The following is a 16,108-nucleotide window of genomic DNA, read 5'->3' on the forward strand; positions in this document are numbered from 1 at the left end:
CGGTGGCGACAGCGTGGCGGTCAGTCCCCGAAGGCCCATTGCCCGGCGCGGCGGAGCTTGCGCCCGGTCCAGTCCGCTGCGCGTTCAAGCGCGGAGCCGGTGCGGCGGGCGCCGCGCTCGACCGCTTCGCCGGTGCGCTTGGCGCCGCGCTCCACCGCGCGTCCCGCGCGCTGCACCGCTCCTTCCGAGGCCGCCGCCGGCAGGGCGGCAGCCGAGGCCATAAGGGCCAGGATCCAGGCTCGCCGTGTCATGCCCGCAACTTGGGCAAGCGGTGCGGCCGGGTCAAGAATCCAGCCGTATCCCGAGATCCCGGATCAGCGGCCGCCACAGCGCGTTCTCCGTGGCGACGAAGGCATCGAACTCGGCGGCGCTCCAGCGGGTGGTCTGGATGCCAAGGGCGCGGGTGCGGGCCTGCACCTCGTCCGAGGCCACGGCGCGGACCAGTTCCGCGTTCAGGCGCGCGATGATCGGCGCGGGGGTGCCCTTCGGCACGCTGATGCCCTGCCAGCCGAAGGCGACGGCGTCGTAGCCGGTTTCGCGCATCGTCGGGACGTCGGGGACCTCGACGGTGCGCTCCTCCGTCAGCACGGCGAGCGCGCGGACGCGGCCGTCGCGGATGAAGGGCAGGCCGGTGGCGGTGTCGATCATCACCGTCTCGACGCTACCGGCCAGCAGGTCCTGCATCGCCGCCTGGCCGCCGCGATAGGGCACGTGCTCGGCGGCGAGGCCGGAACGCCGCTTCACCAGTTCCATCGCGAGGTGGTGGGGGGAGGCGATCGCGGGGCTGCCATAGGTCGGTGCGCGGGCCTGGCTGGCCGCGAGCAGTGTTCGAAAATCGGCCCAGGGCGCGTCGGCGCGGCAGACGATGTAGAGCGGGAAGCGGCCGATGAAACCTACCCCGGTCAGGTCGCGGTCGGGATCATAGGGCAGCCGGACGTAGAGCGCCGGGTTGTAGACCAGGATGCCATTGTCGGCGTGCAGCCAAGTGTGCCCGTCGGCAGGGGCGCGGACCGCGGTTTCGCTGGCCAGAACGGCGCCGCCGCCGGGCCGGTTCTCCACCACCACGTTCTGGCCCAGGCGCGGGCCCATCTGGTTGGCCATCAGCCGGGCGAAAACATCCGAGGGACCGCCGGCCGGGTAGCCGACGATGAGACGAAAGGGACGGTCCGGCCAGCCGGCCGGCTGCGCCCGCGCGGCGCCCGCCGCCAGCCCCAGGCCCATGCCGATCGCGCCGCGTCGTCCGATCATCGTCCTGTCCTTGTGGATGCGGGCGGCAATCTGCCGCCGGCGGCGGGGCGCGCCAAGGGGTGGGGTCGAGCAACGGCTCGACCACCCGCGCGGAGCTGCCCCCACCCTGCTGCCGATCGAGGTCACCGGCGGCTTGCGCCCGGCGTCCCAGGGCAGGAAGAGCCGGGCGCCAAGGGTTGCGACGAGCTGCCGATGGCTTACGCGCTGAAGATGCTGACCCCTTCCTTGAAGGTCTGCACGACCTTCAGGCCCGCCAGCGCCGCCGGTTCGACATCCAGCGGATTGCCCGACAGCACCGCGAAGTCCGCCAGCTTCCCGACCTCGATCGAGCCTTTCCGGTCCTCCTCGAAATGCTGGTGCGCGGCCCAGATCGTCATCGCCTTCAGCGCCACGGGCACCGGCACGCAGTGCTGCGGGCCGAGGATGTCGCCCGAGCGCGTCCGCCGCGTCACGGTGGCCGAGAGCACCCGCATCGAATCCGGGTTGGCGACCGGCGCGTCGTGGTGGGAGGTGAAGCGCATCCCGCGCTGCATCGCCCAGCCGGTCGGCGAGATGTTCTCCGCGCGCTCCGGCCCCAGCACGGAATCGCGGTGCCAGTCGCCCCAGTAGAAGGTGTGCATCGGGAACAGCGAAGGCAGGATGTCGAGAGCGCGAAGCGCGTCCATCTGGTCCTCCCGCAGCACCTGTCCGTGGATCAGGACGGGGCGGCGATCGGCGCGGCCATGCTTGCGCGTCGCCTCGCGGATCGCGGCGATCCAGACATCGGAGGCCGCATCCCCGTTGCAGTGGCAGATGATCTGCCAGCCTTCGGCGAAGGCGCGGTCCACCGCGGCGAAGGCGTTCTCCGACGGGATGGCGGGAAAGCCGACATAGTCGCCGCGCTGGCCCGGCGGCGGCACGTAGTAGGGCCGCGTCAGCCAGGCGGTCTTGCCCTGCGGCGTGCCGTCGATGACGAGCTTGGCGCCGCCGATGCGGAAGCGGTTGCGGTATTCGCGCGAAAGTGCGGGCGCCCTGATCTGGTCCGTGGCGGCGACGATGTCCGCATAGACCAGCAGGTCGATCGGCAGCAGGTTGCGCTCCGCAGCTTCCGCGATCCGGCCGACCGTGTCGCCGAAGGCGCGGGCCTCCTGGCAGGTCGTGTAGCCGAAGCGCGCGTAGAATTCCGTCCCGGCGCGGATCATCGCGAGATAGGCGTCGAGATCGAAGCGCTCCCCGAGCTTGCTGAGCAGGGAGAAGAAGGCGATCTCCTCGATCACGCCGTCGGGCTCGCGCGAGCCCGGGCGCCGGCGATAGACGCCGCCCACCGGGTCCGCCGTCGCCGCGGTGATGCCGGCGAGTTCCAGCGCCTTCGAGTTCACCACGCCGAGATGCCCCGACTGGTGGATGATGAGGATCGGCGTGTCGGTCGAGACCTGATCGAGGTCATCGCGCGTCGGATGGCGCTGTTCGCGGAGCTGGCTGTCGTCGTAGCCGAAGCCGATGATGAGGCCGTAGCGCCGGATGGCAGGCTGGCTGCGCGCCATCCACTCGCGCAGCAGGCGCTGCAGCGCGGCGATGTCGTTGCCCTGCCCGTCGGGCGCCGGCAGCAGGTTGGCCGAGACGGCCTGCAGCCCCACGAACACCGCATGGCCATGTGCATCGAAGAAGCCCGGCAGCATGGTCCGGCCGGCGAGGTCGATGCTGCGCGTACCGGCGCCGCGGCGGGCATTCACCTCGTCCCGCGTGCCGACGGCGAGGATGCGTCCGCCACGCACGGCCACTGCTTCGGCGGTCGGGCGCGCATCGTCCATCGTCAGGATGGTGCCGCCGGAGAAGATGGCATCCGCGGCACCCGAAGGATCGCTCGGCCCCTGCGCCGCGGCGCAGTTGAAACGTGCGCCGAACCCCGTCGCCGCCGCACCGAGCGCGAGCCGCCCGCTGCCCGACAGGAAGGAGCGCCGGGAAACGCCCGCGCGTGCGAGCGCCTGCCCCAGCGGGCTGCAACCGATGCACATGAAATGCTGTCCCCCTTGACCACTGGCATCGCCGCGGCGGGGAAGTCCGCGATTCGCTTGCGACTAGCCCAGCAGGCGCCCGATGACCCGCGCCGTATAGTCTACGACCGGAATCACTCGTCCATAGTTAATCCGGGTCGGGCCGATCACACCGATGGCACCGACGATCTTCTCCTGCCCGTTGCGGAAGGGCGCGACCACCATCGACAGGCCGGCGCTGTCGAACAACCCGCTCTCCGCGCCGATGAAGATCTGCACGCCCTCCCCGCGCTGCGCGAGGTCGAGCAGGCGCAGCATCGTCTCCTGCTGCTCCAGCCGCTCGAACAGGCGCTTGATCTCGATGACGTGCGCCGCCTGGTCGATCGTCTCCAGCAGCCGCGCCTGGCCGCGCACGATCAGCGACCCGCCCTGCCCACCCGTCCAGGTGCCGAGGCCCGCCTCGATCACCTGCTGCGTCAGCGCATCCAGCGCAGTGCGGTTGGTGGCGATCTCACTCGCGATGACGCCGCGCGCTTCCTCGAGCGTGCGGCCGGTCAGCCGCGCATTCAGGTAGTTCGACGCCTGTTGCAGCGCGGAGAGCGGCAGCCCGGCCGGCACCTCGATGACGCGGTTCTCCACCTGCCCGTCATCGTGCACCAGCACCACCAGCGCGCGCCCCGGACCGAGCGCCACGAACTCGATATGCCGCAGCGCACCCTCCGCGGTCGGCGCGACCACCAGCCCCGCGGCGCCGGCGAGGCCGGAGAGCATCTGCCCCGCCTCCCCCAGGGTTTCCTGCAGCGACCGGCCGGAGGCGGCGCAGCGCGCGGAGATGGCGTCGCGCTCCTCCTCACCCAGCGCGCCGAATTCCAGCAGGCCGTCGACGAACAGCCGCAGCCCGCGCTCGGTCGGCAGCCGCCCCGCGGAGGTGTGCGGCGCATAGAGCAGCCCCGCATCCTCAAGGTCCGCCATGGCATTGCGGATGGTCGCGGGGGACAGCCCGAGCGGCAGCCGGCGCGACAGCGTGCGCGATCCGACCGGCTCGCCGGTCTGGACATAGGTTTCCACCAGCTCGCGAAGGATCAGCGCGCTGCGGCTGTCGAGGCCCGCCAGGGTCGCCCCGGCCGGGCCGGGAGGGAGTTTGGGTGTCGGTCCCATCTCTCGGCTTGTCTCGGGCAATTCAAAAGGTAGGGAGCGGCATCACGCCGGTCAACGCCCGGGGGCTGGACGCGAGCCGGCCGGATCGCCATTTTCCGCCGCTTGCACCCCCGAGGAACCCTGCCCATGCGCCCTTCCGGCCGCGAACCCGGCGCGCTGCGCGCCGTCAGCCTGACCCCCGGCGCCGCCCGCCATGCCGAAGGATCCTGCCTCATCCGCATGGGCGTGACCGAGGTGCTCTGCACCGCCAGCGTCGAAGGCAAGGTGCCGCCCTTCCTGCGCGGCCAGGGGCAAGGCTGGGTAACAGCCGAATACGGCATGCTGCCGCGCGCCACCCACACCCGCGGCGACCGTGAGGCCGCCCGCGGCAAGCAGTCCGGCCGCACGCAGGAGATCCAGCGCCTGATCGGCCGCTCGCTCCGCGCCGTCACCGACATGAAGGCGATGGGCGAGATGTCCGTCACCATCGACTGCGACGTGCTGACCGCCGATGGCGGCACGCGCTGCGCCTCCATCACCGGCGCCTGGGTGGCCCTGCACCTCGCCTTCGAGCATTGCCGGCGAATGAACATCCTCACCCGCAACCCGCTGCGCGACCAGGTCGCCGCCGTCTCCTGCGGGGTGTTCCAGGGCACGCCGGTGCTCGACCTCGATTATGCCGAGGACAGCAAGGCCGATGCCGACGCGAATTTCGTGCTGACCGGCGCCGGCGGCATCGTGGAGGTGCAGGGCACCGCCGAAGGAGCACCCTTCACCGATGCTGAGCTGCTGGCGCTGCTCGGCCTGGCGCGGTCCGGCACGGCCGAGCTGTTCGCGAGGCAGCGGGAGGCGGTGGGGCTGTGACACGCGCCGAAGAAGCGCGGGGGAGGGAACTCCCCCGCCCCCCCTCCTTTTTCCGTCTTTTGGGGACTGACAGCGGCGGGCAGCGCCAGGTGGCTGGGGAGTCCGGAGGAGGTTCTCCTCCCCCGGCCTTCGCGCCATGAACCATCGTCGCCTCGCGCGTGGCGAGCGCATCGTCATCGCCACCCACAACAAGGGCAAGCTGCGGGAGGTGGCGGCGCTGCTCGCGCCCCACGGCATCGAGACGGTGAGCGCGGGCGAATTGAACCTGCCCGAGCCGGAGGAAACCGAGGAGAGCTTCCTCGGCAATGCCCGCATCAAGGCCATGGCCGCGGCGCGCGCCGCCGGCCTGCCGGCGTTGGCGGATGATTCCGGCTTCTCCGTCGCCGCGCTGGCCGGCGCGCCGGGCGTGCGCACCGCGGATTGGGCGATGCAGCCGGACGGCTCGCGCGACTACGCCGACGCCATGCGCAAGGTGATGGAAGCCGCGCAGGAATTCGAGGACCGCACGGCGTGGTTCTCCTGCGCGCTGGTGCTCGCCTGGCCGGACGGGCATGTCGAAGGCTTCGAAGGGCGCGCCATGGGCCATTGGGTCTGGCCGCCGCGCGGACAGCACGGCTTCGGCTACGATCCGATGTTCGTGCCGAACGGGCGGGACGAGACCTTCGGGGAGATGGATCCGGCGGAGAAGCACCGCATCAGCCACCGGGCGGCAGCCTTCGCGCTGCTGTCGGCGGCGTGTCTGCCAAGGTGAAGCGCGCCGGAGAGGGGCTTTGCCCCCCTCCGGACCTCCCCCCACCAAAGGCCGAAAGGCCTTTGGAAACCATGAGATTCACCAGGAATGTCGGGGAGGGGCGTCACCGGCGCATCCCGCGTCAAAGGTGCGCCATGCCCCTCCCCGGCATCCCGGACCATGTCCCGGTGTCCAGAGGCCTTTCGGCCTCTGGCGGGTGGGGTCTGGGGAGGGCAGCGCCCTCCCCGCTCGCGTCACCCGGTTGTCCCTGCCGAACGCTAGCGGCTACAACCGATTCGTGGCCCCACCGCTGATCGCCCCTTCACTGCTCGCCGCCGACTTCGCCCGCCTGGGGGAGGAGGTGGAGACCGTCGCCGCCGCCGGCGCCGACTGGCTGCACCTCGACATCATGGATGGGCACTTCGTGCCCAACATCTCCTTCGGTCCCGTCGTGGTGAAGGCGTTGCGCAAGCGCGCCGCCATTCCCTTCGACGTGCACCTGATGATCGCCCCCGCCGACCCCTACCTGGCGGCCTTCGCCGAGGCCGGGGCGGACTGGATCTCCCTGCACCCGGAAGCCGGCCCGCACCTGCACCGCTCGCTGCAGACCATTCGCGCCCTGGGGAAGAAGGCCGGCGTGGTGCTCAACCCGGCGACGCCGGTCGAGAGCGTCGCGCATGTCCTGGACCTCACGGATCTCATTCTTGTGATGTCGGTGAACCCGGGTTTCGGCGGGCAGTCCTTCCTGGACAGCCAATTGCCCAAGATCGCCGCGCTGCGCCGGATGATCGATGCTTCCGGCCGCGACATCCGGCTGCAGGTCGATGGCGGCGTCACCGCCGCGACGGCGCCGCGCTGCATCGCGGCCGGGGCCGACGTGCTGGTGGCCGGCACGGCGGTGTTCGGCCAGAAGGACTACGCCGCGGCCATCGCCGCCATCCGCGGGGCGCCGGCATGATCGGCATCCTGCGCGGCGCCCGGCAGAAGCTGGCGCGGCTGCGCCCGGTTCGCGTGCCTGAGGCGCCGGCCCGCGCCTTCCGCGACCTCTGGCCCGGCGATGCCGCCCGCGGCGCCCGCCTGCTGCGCGGCGAATTCGAGACGCTCGGCACGGCGCGCCTGCTCCGCCCCGGCATGGACGGCGCGGAGGGCTGGGACACCGCCTCCGGCACGCCGGCCTGGCGCGCCGCCGCCCATGGCTTCACCTGGATGCGGGACCTGCGCGCGCTCGGCACTGATGCGGCAAGGCTGCATGCCCGCGCGCTGACCGCCGACTGGCTCGCGCGCGGCGCCGAGGAATCCGTCGCCGACGCGCCGGAGGTCGCGGGCAGCCGCCTGTCCGCCTGGCTCGGCCACTGGGACTTCTTCGCCGCCACCGCCGAGGATTCCTTCCGCCGCGCGGTGATGACGCGGCTCGCGCAGGATGCCCGCGACCTTTCCGCCGCCCTGCCCGCCGAGGCCGAGCACCGCGGCGCGCTCGCCGCGCTCAAGGGCGCCATGGCGGCGGCGATCGCGCTGGAGGAGGACGCCTACCTCCAGCGCGCCGCCCGCTTCCTGCCCGCCGAGATCGAACGCCAGTTCCACCCCGATGGCGGGCATGTGGAACGCTCGCCCTCGATGCAGCTCCTGGCGCTGCAGGACCTCATCGAGATCCGCAACCTGCTCCATGGCGCGGGCATGGAACCGCCGCCGCACTTGGCCGCCGCGCTCGACCGCGCGGCGCCGGCGCTGCGGCTGTTCCGGCACGGGGATGGCGGCCTCGCGCTGTTCAACGGCACGCGGGACGAATCCTCGGCGCTGCTCGACCTGGTGCTGACGCAGGGCCAGGCGCGCGGGCGGGCGCCGCTCGACCTGCCGGAGACCGGCTTCCAGCGGCTGCAGGCCGGGCGCACGCTGGTCATCGTCGATACCGGCGCGCCGCCGGCCGGGCGTGCCGATGCGGGGGATGGCGGCCTGCCCGCCGGTGCCGACCGCTACGCCCATGCCGGCACGCTCGCCTTCGAGATGTCGGTCGGGCGCGACCGGCTGATCGTGAACTGCGGCGCCGCACCGGCCGCCGAGGATTCCTGGCGCGACGCGCTGCGCTCCACCGCCGCGCATTCCACGCTGGTGCTGTCCGACACCAATTCGAGCGAGCTGCGGCCCGAGGGCCTCGGCCGCCGCCCCGGACAGGTCGAGACCGCCCGCCACGAGGCCGCCGGCGCGCAATGGCTGGAAGCGAGCCACGACGGCTGGCGCCGGAGCTTCGGCGCGGTGCATCGGCGCCGGCTCTACATGGCGGAATCCGGCGACGACCTGCGCGGCGAGGACATGGTCGAGGTGGCCGGCGACGCCGCCCTGCCGCCCTTCCTGCTGCGCTTCCACCTGCACCCGGGGGTCGTCGCCTCCCTGTTGCAGGACGAGAGCGCGGCGCTGCTGCGCCTCCCCTCGGGCATCGGCTGGAAGATCCGCGCCAAGGGGGCGCGGGTCGCGCTGGAGGAGAGCGTGTACCTCGGGCTCGAGCCGCGGCGTTCCAACCAGGTGGTGCTGGTGGCGGAAGAAGGCGAAACCTCGGTGCAGTGGGCGATCACGCGCGTGTCGATGCCGACGCCCGGGGTGGCAGCGCCAGAGGAATGAAGCTGCGGCGGAGAGGGGCGCCGCCCCTCTCCGAACCTCTCCCCGCCAAGGGCTCGAGGCCCTTGGGACCCCTTGCATGGGCGCCCGGGCAAGGTGCGCCACCGATGCCGGGCATGCGCATCCCTTCCCCCCGACCGCCCCCCAAACTCCTGGTGTCCAGAGGCCTTTCGGCCTCTGGCGGGAGGGTCCGGGAGGGCAGCGCCCTCCCGGCACCGCGTTGACGCCCGGCCTCGCCCGCCCGACCATCCGCCGCGCAACGGGAAAGATCGCGTGTCGTCCAATACCAGCGTGGCCAGGATCGGCGCCGCCGTCTTCGCGATCGGTTTCTCCACCACTCTCGCCATGCCGCTGTTCACCTCCTACGCCGCGCGCGATGGCGGCGGCGCGGGCGGCTTGTCGGCCGCCTTCGTCGCCTATGCCGCGACGCTGATCGTCACGGCGCCGCTGCTGGGCGGCCTGTCCGATCGCATCGGGCGGAAGCCCTGCGTTCTGGCCGGCCTGGTGCTGGCGGGGTTGTCCACGCTCTCGCTCATGCTGGCGCCCGGGCTGGCGGCGCTCGCGGTCGCCCGCGTGCTCCAGGGGCTGGGGATCGGGCTGGTCGCCGGCGGCGCGACGGCCTGGGCGGCGGAACTCGCGACCGGGCCGGACGCCGCCCGGCGAGCGGCGCGCGTCATGGCCTTCGGTACGGCCGGGTCCTATGGCGCGGGCGCGCTGTCGACGCTGGCGGCGCTGTGGCTGCTGGGGGATGGCGAACCGCCGGTGACCTTCTGGCTGCACATCGCCGCGGTCGCGCTGCTGGTGCCGGTGGTGGCGCGGCTGCCGGACCGGCGGCCGGTCGCGCGCGTCGCCTGGCTGCGCCTGCCGGCCTTCCCGCGCGGCACGGTGGCGAGTTCCTTCGGCATGTTCGCCGCCTGGGGCGTGACCGGGGTGACGATCACCTCGGTGCCGAGCGCCCTCGCCGCGGCGGGGCATCCGCGGCTGGGACCGCTGGCGGTGTGCTTCATGATCCTCGTGGGCACGGCGGTACAGCAGGCGATCGGCCACCTGCCCGCGCGGCGCCTGTCGCTGGTGGGCCTGCCGGTGCTGGGGGCGGGGGCGGGGCTGGTGATCCTCGGCACGCTGGGAGCGTCGCTGCCGCTGCTGCTGGCGGGCGGCGCGCTGGTCGGCAGCGCGGCCTACGGCTTCCTGTTCGTCGGCGCCCTGGCGGCGGCGAGCGAGGCGGCGGACGGCGGTGACCGCGCGCGGGCGGCGGCGGGGGTGTTCCTGGTCTCCCATGCCGGGTTCTGCGTGCCGCCGCTGCTGACCGGCCTGGCCGTCGATGCCTTCGGCGCGGCGGCAGCGCTGGCGGGGTTCTGGGCGGGGCTGACGGCACTGTGCGCGGGGCTCGCGGCCGTGCTGTTGCGGCGGCGCGGCTAGCACGGGCAGCATCGCGCGCATGGAACGCGTCGTGGTCTTCGACATCGAGACGGTGCCCGACCTCACGGCCGGCCGCGCCCTGCTGGGCGAGGCGGCGGAAGGGCTGGACGATGCCGCGCTGCGGACGCGGCTCGGCGCGCGCTATGCGCGGGAGGGGCAGGACCCGGCGACGGCCTTCCTCAAGCCGCCGCTGCATGCGGTGGCCTGCCTCGCCCTGCTGGTTGCCGACCGGGATGGCGGCGATGAACCCTGGCGGCCGCGGCGCATGGCGTCCCGCCATGTCGGCGACACGCCGGAGGCGGAGATCCTGGCGCTGTTCGAGCGCACCCTGGCGCAGCGCCCGGCGCCGGTGCTGGCGGGCTTCAACACCGGCGGCTTCGACCTGCCGGTGCTGCGCTACCGCGCCATCGCGACCGGGGTGGCGATGCCCTCGCTGAACGGCGGCAACGGGCGGGATTACGGCTATCGCTACGGCCGCGACCACATCGACCTCGCGGACCGGCTCTCGGGGTTCCGCGCCTCGCCGATGCCATCGCTGACCGAAGCCTGCGCGCTGATCGGCCTGACCGCCAAGGCGGGCATGCACGGCTCGGAGGTGGAGCCGGCGATGGCCGAGGGGCGCGGCGCCGAGGTCGCGACCTATTGCGAGACGGATGTCGCCGCGACCTGGCTGCTGCTGCTGCGCTACTGGCAGGCGACGGGCGCGCTGGGGGCGGATGCGGCGCGGGGTTCCTTCAAGGCCTTCGCCGAGTTCCTCGAGGAACACCGCGCCGAGCCGGATTTCGCCGAACATGCGGAGGTGGCGGCGCGGCTGGCCGCCAGCTGACCCGGGTTTCGGCTGCCTGGGGTCCCGCCTTGGGCGACGGGCGCGTGGCGCGCGGCTTTCCGGCATCATCGATGCGGCGGGGCGCGCAGGGCCGCCGAAGGCGACGTGCCGGCGGAATGCGCGCATTGAGGGGGCGTCGCCCCCTCAAGCTCCCCCACCAGGGAACACGGTTCCCTGGACCCGCGGAGACCTGGGTGGCCGGGTGGGGGTGCGGGCCGGTGCCCGACTCTTCAAACGGTCTCTCACCGCTCGCAGCGGATAAGCACCGTCGAAGGATGCGCCTGCTCGCCAACCTCGGCCGCGGGGCGTTCCGCGCCGGGACTTTCCCGCATCAGCGGCGTCACGCCGTTGCGGCGCAGGAAGTCGATCGCCTCGGTGCCCTTCACGGCGAAATTCACGTTCTGCGGGATGTCGCCGGTGCTCTGAGCGATGCGCGCGGCGTTCAGCTTGGAGACGATGACGCCGATCACATTGCCCTGCCGGTCGAGCAGCGGCCCGCCGGAATTGCCCTGCTGCACCGGCGCGCTGATCTGGAACTGCGTCTGGTTGTCGCGCAGGCCAGCGAGGGCACTGACCTCCCCGGTGGTCAGGGTGGGGCCGGAGGACAGCAGCCCGGCGAGCGGGAAGCCGTAGGTCACCACGCTTTCCCCGCGCCGCACCGGATTGGCGCGGAAGGCCAGCGCCGGACCCGGATTGCCCGGCACCCGCAGCAACGCGAGATCGCGCCTCGGGTCGATGGCGGGCCCCTCCGGCACGTTCAGGATCCGCCCCTCCGCCGAGGCGACGAAGAGGCGCCGGCAGGACTGCACGACATGGTAGTTCGTCAGCACCTGATCGGCCCCGACCACGAAGCCGGTGCCGGTGCTGGCGCGCGCACGGGGGTCCGGACGGGGCGTTCCCGGCGGCACCGGGGCGGCCGCCGCGGCGGCGGGGGCGGGCAGGGGTGCCGGCTTGGCCTCCTCCGGCGCCGCAGCGCCCGGGGTCAGAACCATCAGGACAGTGCGGCTGGCGCAGATGTCGGCGTTGCGCTGCACCACCTCCTGCCCGTCCTGCAGCACCATGCGCAGGTCGAAATTGCAGCCCGCGCCCTCGGACGGGCGCAGGGAGAAGAAGGCGCCGGGCCGAAGCGGCCCGCGGTTCAGCAGGTTGCCCCCCCAGTCGGCACGGCCGCTGCGCACGGCATGCAACGCCACCGCCGGGGCCGCGGTGCGGTTGACGACGCGGAAGGGTTCGCCCTGCGCCAGCGCGGGCGGCGCGGCAAGGCCGCTCAGGACAAGGGCAAGGAGCAGACGGCGCGGCATTGGACGAGTCATGTCGGCTGCGGCGCACCGGTGTCAATCGCGACGCCGCGATGCCCGGCGGCGCCCGCCCGGCCCACCGGCCGGCATGCGGTCGCGGCTGGCGCGGGACGGTACTGCGCGTGGGGCGGCAGCCCGTGGGCACGGAGCGATCGCGGGGGAAGGGCGAAGGCGCCTTGCCCCTCCGCGCCACCCCGCCAAAGGCCACAGGGCTTCTGTCATACCAGCGGCACGAGTTCTTGCCTCGTGCCGAGGCCGCGAATGCGGCCCGGCGTCTGAGGGCAGGAAAAGCCTCATGCCAACGGTCGCGAATAGCGGCCGTTGGAAAAAGCGATTACCTGGCGCCGGGCCCATGGTCGGCGACCGGCAATGGCCGAACCGCCGTGCCGGGCGCCGATTCCCCGCGGTCCAGGGGCCCGCCGGCCCCTGGCGGGGTGGCTTGGAGGGGCAGAGCCCCTCCAGTCCCTGTGCACCCATAGGGAGGGCCTCGATGCCGCTTCATGCGGCCGTTCAGCGTGGTACGGCGGCCGGAGCGCGGTCGCCCCTGCCCGGCTCCGGCGCGTCGGGCGCGGAGGGGAGCGCCATCTCGACCGCCCGCTCGGCACAGATGTCGGCCCCGCGGCGCGTGATCTCCCGCCCATCCTGCAACACCAGGCGGAGGTCGAAACGGCAGCCCGCGCGCTCCCCGGGGCGGAGGGAGAAGAAGGCGCCCGGCGCGAGCGGCCCGCGGTTCAGCAGGTTGGCGCCCCACGCCTCCCGCCCGCTCGGCACTGCGTAGAGCTCGGTGGCGGGCAGGGCGCTGCGGTTGACGACGCGGAAGGGCTCGTTCTGCGCCAGGGCCGGTGCCGCCCCGAGGGCCAGCGCCAGCGCGAGCGGGAAAAAGCGATGCGGAGCCGTCATGGTCCATCGGTGTCGGCCACGCGGCCGGTGGCGTCAATCATCGGCCTTGACCTTCCCATGATGGGAATCCCCACATGGTGCGGCGACGAGGACCATCATGCCCGAAGCCCCCATTGCCACGCCCCGCATCGCCCTGCCCGTCGAGGGCATGACCTGCGCCGCCTGCGCGCTGCGCGTGCGGCGTGCGCTGGCCTCCGTGCCGGGCGTCGCCGGCGCCGAGGTCAACCCCGCCTCCGGCCAGGCCGAGGTGACCGGCACCGCGCCGGTGGCCGACCTCGCCGCCGCCGTGGCGCGCGCCGGCTACCGGGTGCCGGAGACGGTGTTCGACCTCTCGGTCGGCGGCATGACCTGCGCCTCCTGCGAGGGCCGGGTGCAGCGCGCCCTGGCCCGCGTGCCCGGCGTGCTCGAGGCGCAGGTGAACCTGGCGACCGAGCGCGCCCATGTCCGCGCCGTCGCCGGCACCGAGGAAGCGGCGCTCGGCGCGGCAGTGGCACGCGCCGGCTACCGGCTGCTCGGCGCCGAGGAGCAGCAGGGCGAGGACCCCGGCGCGGCGCGGGAGAAGCGGGACCTGATCCTCGCCGCGCTGCTCACCGCGCCCTTCCTGGTCGGCATGATCGGCGTTCCCTTCGGGCAGGACTGGATGCCGGGCGGCTGGTGGCAGATCCTGCTGGCGACGCCGGTGGTGTTCTGGCTCGGCGCGCGCTTCTGGCGGGCAGGCTGGGCCGCGGCGCGCGCCGGCACCGGCAACATGGACCAGCTCGTCGCCATCGGCACCGGCGCGGCCTGGGGGCTTTCCGCCTGGCTGCTGCTGCGCCACGGGACGGAGCACGCGCACGCGCTCTACTTCGAGGCAGCGGCCGTCGTCGTGTTCTTCGTGCTGATGGGCAAATGGCTGGAGGCGCGGGCGAAGCGCGCGACCGGCGCGGCGATCCGCGCCCTGCTCGGCCTCGCCCCGCGCACCGCCCGCCGCATCGAGGACGGCGAGGAGCGCGAGGTGCCGGTGGCGGCGCTGGCGGTGGGCGACCTCGTCGCCGTGCGGCCGGGCGAGCGCATCCCGGCCGATGGGCAGGTGCGCGAAGGCCGCTCCGGTGTCGACGAAAGCGCGCTGACCGGCGAGAGCCGATCGGTGGAGAAGGAGCCCGGCGCCAAGGTCGCGACCGGCACCATCGCGCTCGACGGCCGGCTGGTGGTCGAGGTCCGCGCGGTGGGCAGCGAGACGGTGCTCGCCCGCGTCGCCGCGCTGGTCGCCGCCGCCCAGGCCTCCCGCGCGCCGGTGCAGAAGCTGGTGGACCGCGTCAGCGCGGTGTTCGTGCCGGTCGTGCTGGTCATCGCGGCGGCGACGCTCGCCTTCTGGCTGCTGGCCGGCGCGGGGCTGGAAGCGGCGGTGATCACCGCGGTCTCGGTGCTGGTCATCGCCTGCCCCTGCGCGCTGGGTCTCGCGACGCCGGCGGCGATCATGGCCGGCACGGGGGCCGCGGCGCGCGCCGGCATCCTGGTGCGCGACGTCGATGCCATCGAGCGCGCGCAGGGCGTCACGCTGGTCGCCTTCGACAAGACCGGCACGCTGACCGAGGGCAAGCCGCGGCTCGCCGCGCTGCATCCGGCGGCCGGCGTGACGGAGCAGGAGGCGCTGCGCCTCGCCGGCGCGTTGCAGGCGGGCAGCGAGCATCCGCTGGCGCGCGCCGTGGTCGCCGTCAGTGGCCCGCTGCCGCCGGCGGCGGCCTTCCGCGCCCTGCCGGGACGCGGGGTGGAAGGCGAGGTGGAAGGGCGGCAGATCACCCTCGGCAGCCCGCGGCTGCTGGCCGAGATCGGCGCCGATCCCGGTGCGCTCGCACCGGTCGCGGAGGCCGAGGCAGCGCAGGGCCGCAGCCTCGCCTGGCTGATCGAGGGTGGGCGCGCGCTCACACTGCTCGCCTTCGAGGACGCGCAGAAGCCCGGCGCCGCCGCGGCCATCGCCGGGCTGCGCGCCATGGGCGTGCGCACGGCGATGCTGAGCGGCGACATCCGCGCCGCGGCGGAAGGCGTGGCGGCGCGGCTCGGCATCGACACCGTCGCCGCCGAGGTGCTGCCGGACGGAAAGGCCGCTTCCATCGCCGCCTGGCAGGCGGAAGGACACCGCGTCGCCATGGTCGGCGACGGCGTCAACGACGCGCCCGCACTGGCCAGGGCGGAGCTCGGCATCGCCATGGGCACCGGCACCGACGTCGCCATCGAGGCCGCCGGCATCACCCTGCTGCGCGGCGATCCGGCGCTGGTGCCGGCGGCGATCGAGGTGGCGCGGCGGACGCATGCGAAGATCCGGCACAACCTGGTCTGGGCCTTCGGCTACAACGTGATCGGCCTGCCGCTGGCGGCGGCCGGCATGCTCTCGCCTGTCGTGGCAGGGGCGGCGATGGCGATGTCCTCGGTCAGCGTGCTGACCAGCGCGCTGCTGCTGGCGCGCTGGCGGCCGCGGGGGGCGGCGCGATGAACATCGGCGAGGCGGCCGGCGCCTCCGGCGTCTCGGCCAAGATGATCCGGCATTACGAAGCGATCGGGCTGCTGACGGCGGCGCGCAGCGCCAACGGCTACCGCGTCTACAATGATCGCGAGGTCGCGGTGCTGCGCTTCATCCGCCATGCGCGCGACCTCGGCTTCCCGCTCGAGGATGTGCGCAGGCTGCTCGCGCTGTGGCAGGACCGCGGCCGCGCCAGCGCCGAGGTGAAGCGCCTTGCGCTGGCGCATGTCGAAGCGCTCGAGACCAAGGCAGAGTCACTGCGCACCATGGCTGCGAGCCTGCGCCACCTGGCCGCGCATTGCCACGGCGACGCGCGGCCCGACTGCCCGATCCTGGATGACCTCGCGCGCAAGGAGTGAGAGAGATGGAAAAGACCAGCCCGCCGACCATCACGCTGAAGGTGGAAGGCATGTCGTGCGGCCACTGCGTCAAGGCCGTCACCGCCGCGATCCAGGCCAAGGACCCGGACGCGAAGGTGGTGGTGGACCTCGAGGGCGGCACCGTGAAGGCGGAGACCGTCCTGCCGCGCCACACCGTGACCGTCGCCGTCGAGGAGGAAGGCTACGCCGTCAAGGCGTAGCCCTCGGCGTCCGTTCGGGCAGGCCG

General features: G+C 73.4%; 15 protein-coding genes. 9 read left to right on the plus strand and 6 right to left on the minus strand.

The window, feature by feature from the left end; genetic code table 11:
* Positions 1-20: 20 nt before the first annotated feature.
* The 4 genes from GXW74_RS20980 to hrcA all read right to left on the minus strand — a co-directional run bounded on the left by GXW74_RS20980 (position 21) and on the right by hrcA (position 4,379).
* Positions 21-251: a hypothetical protein gene (locus GXW74_RS20980; RefSeq protein WP_211848514.1), complete on the minus strand. Its 231-nt coding sequence runs from the start codon at positions 249-251 to the stop codon at positions 21-23.
* A gap of 31 nt (positions 252-282) precedes the next feature.
* Positions 283-1,248 (minus strand): Bug family tripartite tricarboxylate transporter substrate binding protein, encoded by a 966-nt coding sequence (locus tag GXW74_RS20985; protein ID WP_211848515.1) that lies wholly within the window; start codon positions 1,246-1,248, stop codon positions 283-285.
* A 197-nt stretch (positions 1,249-1,445) separates the two neighbouring features.
* Positions 1,446-3,242 (minus strand): amidohydrolase, encoded by a 1,797-nt coding sequence (locus tag GXW74_RS20990; RefSeq protein WP_211848516.1) that lies wholly within the window; start codon positions 3,240-3,242, stop codon positions 1,446-1,448.
* A gap of 63 nt (positions 3,243-3,305) precedes the next feature.
* Complete coding sequence (gene hrcA, locus GXW74_RS20995; protein ID WP_211848517.1) at positions 3,306-4,379, minus strand: heat-inducible transcriptional repressor HrcA; 1,074 nt, start codon at positions 4,377-4,379, stop codon at positions 3,306-3,308.
* 126 nt (positions 4,380-4,505) lie between these two features.
* Between hrcA and rph the strand changes: the two genes are divergently transcribed.
* The 6 genes from rph to GXW74_RS21025 all read left to right on the plus strand — a co-directional run bounded on the left by rph (position 4,506) and on the right by GXW74_RS21025 (position 10,807).
* The gene (gene rph / locus GXW74_RS21000; RefSeq protein ID WP_211848518.1) at positions 4,506-5,222 is read left to right on the plus strand and encodes a ribonuclease PH; all 717 of its coding nucleotides are present in this window, start codon (positions 4,506-4,508) and stop codon (positions 5,220-5,222) included.
* Positions 5,223-5,358: 136 nt separating this feature from the next.
* Positions 5,359-5,973 carry an RdgB/HAM1 family non-canonical purine NTP pyrophosphatase gene (rdgB, locus tag GXW74_RS21005; protein ID WP_211848519.1) on the plus strand — a complete coding sequence of 205 codons (615 nt, stop codon included), beginning with the start codon at positions 5,359-5,361 and terminating at the stop codon, positions 5,971-5,973.
* A 277-nt stretch (positions 5,974-6,250) separates the two neighbouring features.
* Positions 6,251-6,910, plus strand: coding sequence for a ribulose-phosphate 3-epimerase (rpe, locus tag GXW74_RS21010; protein WP_338148299.1), 660 nt, complete (start codon positions 6,251-6,253; stop codon positions 6,908-6,910).
* Positions 6,907-8,565 (plus strand): heparinase II/III family protein, encoded by a 1,659-nt coding sequence (locus tag GXW74_RS21015; protein WP_211848520.1) that lies wholly within the window; start codon positions 6,907-6,909, stop codon positions 8,563-8,565. The genes rpe and GXW74_RS21015 overlap by 4 nt, the downstream gene beginning before the upstream one ends.
* Positions 8,566-8,835: 270 nt before the next feature.
* Positions 8,836-9,981 (plus strand): MFS transporter, encoded by a 1,146-nt coding sequence (locus GXW74_RS21020; protein ID WP_211848521.1) that lies wholly within the window; start codon positions 8,836-8,838, stop codon positions 9,979-9,981.
* Between the two features lie 19 nt (positions 9,982-10,000).
* On the plus strand, positions 10,001-10,807 hold the full coding sequence (locus tag GXW74_RS21025) for a 3'-5' exonuclease (RefSeq protein ID WP_211848522.1): 807 nt from the start codon (positions 10,001-10,003) through the stop codon (positions 10,805-10,807).
* Positions 10,808-11,049: 242 nt separating this feature from the next.
* On the opposite strand, the gene GXW74_RS21030 is transcribed toward GXW74_RS21025, so the two are convergent.
* The gene (locus tag GXW74_RS21030) at positions 11,050-12,108 is read right to left on the minus strand and encodes a S1C family serine protease (protein ID WP_246523795.1); all 1,059 of its coding nucleotides are present in this window, start codon (positions 12,106-12,108) and stop codon (positions 11,050-11,052) included.
* 507 nt (positions 12,109-12,615) lie between these two features.
* The gene (locus GXW74_RS21035) at positions 12,616-13,005 is read right to left on the minus strand and encodes a hypothetical protein (protein ID WP_211848524.1); all 390 of its coding nucleotides are present in this window, start codon (positions 13,003-13,005) and stop codon (positions 12,616-12,618) included.
* A 97-nt stretch (positions 13,006-13,102) separates the two neighbouring features.
* Between GXW74_RS21035 and GXW74_RS21040 the strand changes: the two genes are divergently transcribed.
* Genes GXW74_RS21040 through GXW74_RS21050 form a run of 3 tightly spaced genes read left to right on the plus strand, consistent with a single transcriptional unit; the run spans position 13,103 to position 16,082 of the window.
* Complete coding sequence (locus GXW74_RS21040; protein WP_211848525.1) at positions 13,103-15,475, plus strand: heavy metal translocating P-type ATPase; 2,373 nt, start codon at positions 13,103-13,105, stop codon at positions 15,473-15,475.
* Positions 15,472-15,861 carry a Cu(I)-responsive transcriptional regulator gene (cueR, locus tag GXW74_RS21045; RefSeq protein WP_211848526.1) on the plus strand — a complete coding sequence of 130 codons (390 nt, stop codon included), beginning with the start codon at positions 15,472-15,474 and terminating at the stop codon, positions 15,859-15,861. The genes GXW74_RS21040 and cueR overlap by 4 nt, the downstream gene beginning before the upstream one ends.
* Positions 15,862-15,866: 5 nt before the next feature.
* Positions 15,867-16,082 (plus strand): cation transporter, encoded by a 216-nt coding sequence (locus GXW74_RS21050; protein ID WP_211848527.1) that lies wholly within the window; start codon positions 15,867-15,869, stop codon positions 16,080-16,082.
* The last annotated feature ends 26 nt before the right edge of the window (positions 16,083-16,108 follow it).

The sequence above is a fragment of the Neoroseomonas eburnea genome, assembly GCF_018129005.1.
In the GTDB taxonomy this organism is placed as follows: Bacteria; Pseudomonadota; Alphaproteobacteria; order Acetobacterales; family Acetobacteraceae; genus Neoroseomonas; species Neoroseomonas eburnea.

Bases quoted from the DNA above. Each gene is read 5' to 3' on its own strand.
- GXW74_RS20980 (WP_211848514.1), bottom strand. From the start codon at position 251: ATGACACGGCGAGCCTGGATCCTGGCCCTTATGGCCTCGGCTGCCGCC.
- GXW74_RS20985 (WP_211848515.1), bottom strand. From the start codon at position 1,248: ATGATCGGACGACGCGGCGCGATCGGCATGGGCCTGGGGCTGGCGGCG.
- GXW74_RS20990 (WP_211848516.1), bottom strand. From the start codon at position 3,242: ATGTGCATCGGTTGCAGCCCGCTGGGGCAGGCGCTCGCACGCGCGGGC.
- hrcA (WP_211848517.1), bottom strand. From the start codon at position 4,379: ATGGGACCGACACCCAAACTCCCTCCCGGCCCGGCCGGGGCGACCCTG.
- rph (WP_211848518.1), top strand. From the start codon at position 4,506: ATGCGCCCTTCCGGCCGCGAACCCGGCGCGCTGCGCGCCGTCAGCCTG.
- rdgB (WP_211848519.1), top strand. From the start codon at position 5,359: ATGAACCATCGTCGCCTCGCGCGTGGCGAGCGCATCGTCATCGCCACC.
- GXW74_RS21015 (WP_211848520.1), top strand. From the start codon at position 6,907: ATGATCGGCATCCTGCGCGGCGCCCGGCAGAAGCTGGCGCGGCTGCGC.
- GXW74_RS21025 (WP_211848522.1), top strand. From the start codon at position 10,001: ATGGAACGCGTCGTGGTCTTCGACATCGAGACGGTGCCCGACCTCACG.
- GXW74_RS21030 (WP_246523795.1), bottom strand. From the start codon at position 12,108: ATGCCGCGCCGTCTGCTCCTTGCCCTTGTCCTGAGCGGCCTTGCCGCG.
- GXW74_RS21035 (WP_211848524.1), bottom strand. From the start codon at position 13,005: ATGACGGCTCCGCATCGCTTTTTCCCGCTCGCGCTGGCGCTGGCCCTC.
- GXW74_RS21040 (WP_211848525.1), top strand. From the start codon at position 13,103: ATGCCCGAAGCCCCCATTGCCACGCCCCGCATCGCCCTGCCCGTCGAG.
- cueR (WP_211848526.1), top strand. From the start codon at position 15,472: ATGAACATCGGCGAGGCGGCCGGCGCCTCCGGCGTCTCGGCCAAGATG.
- GXW74_RS21050 (WP_211848527.1), top strand. From the start codon at position 15,867: ATGGAAAAGACCAGCCCGCCGACCATCACGCTGAAGGTGGAAGGCATG.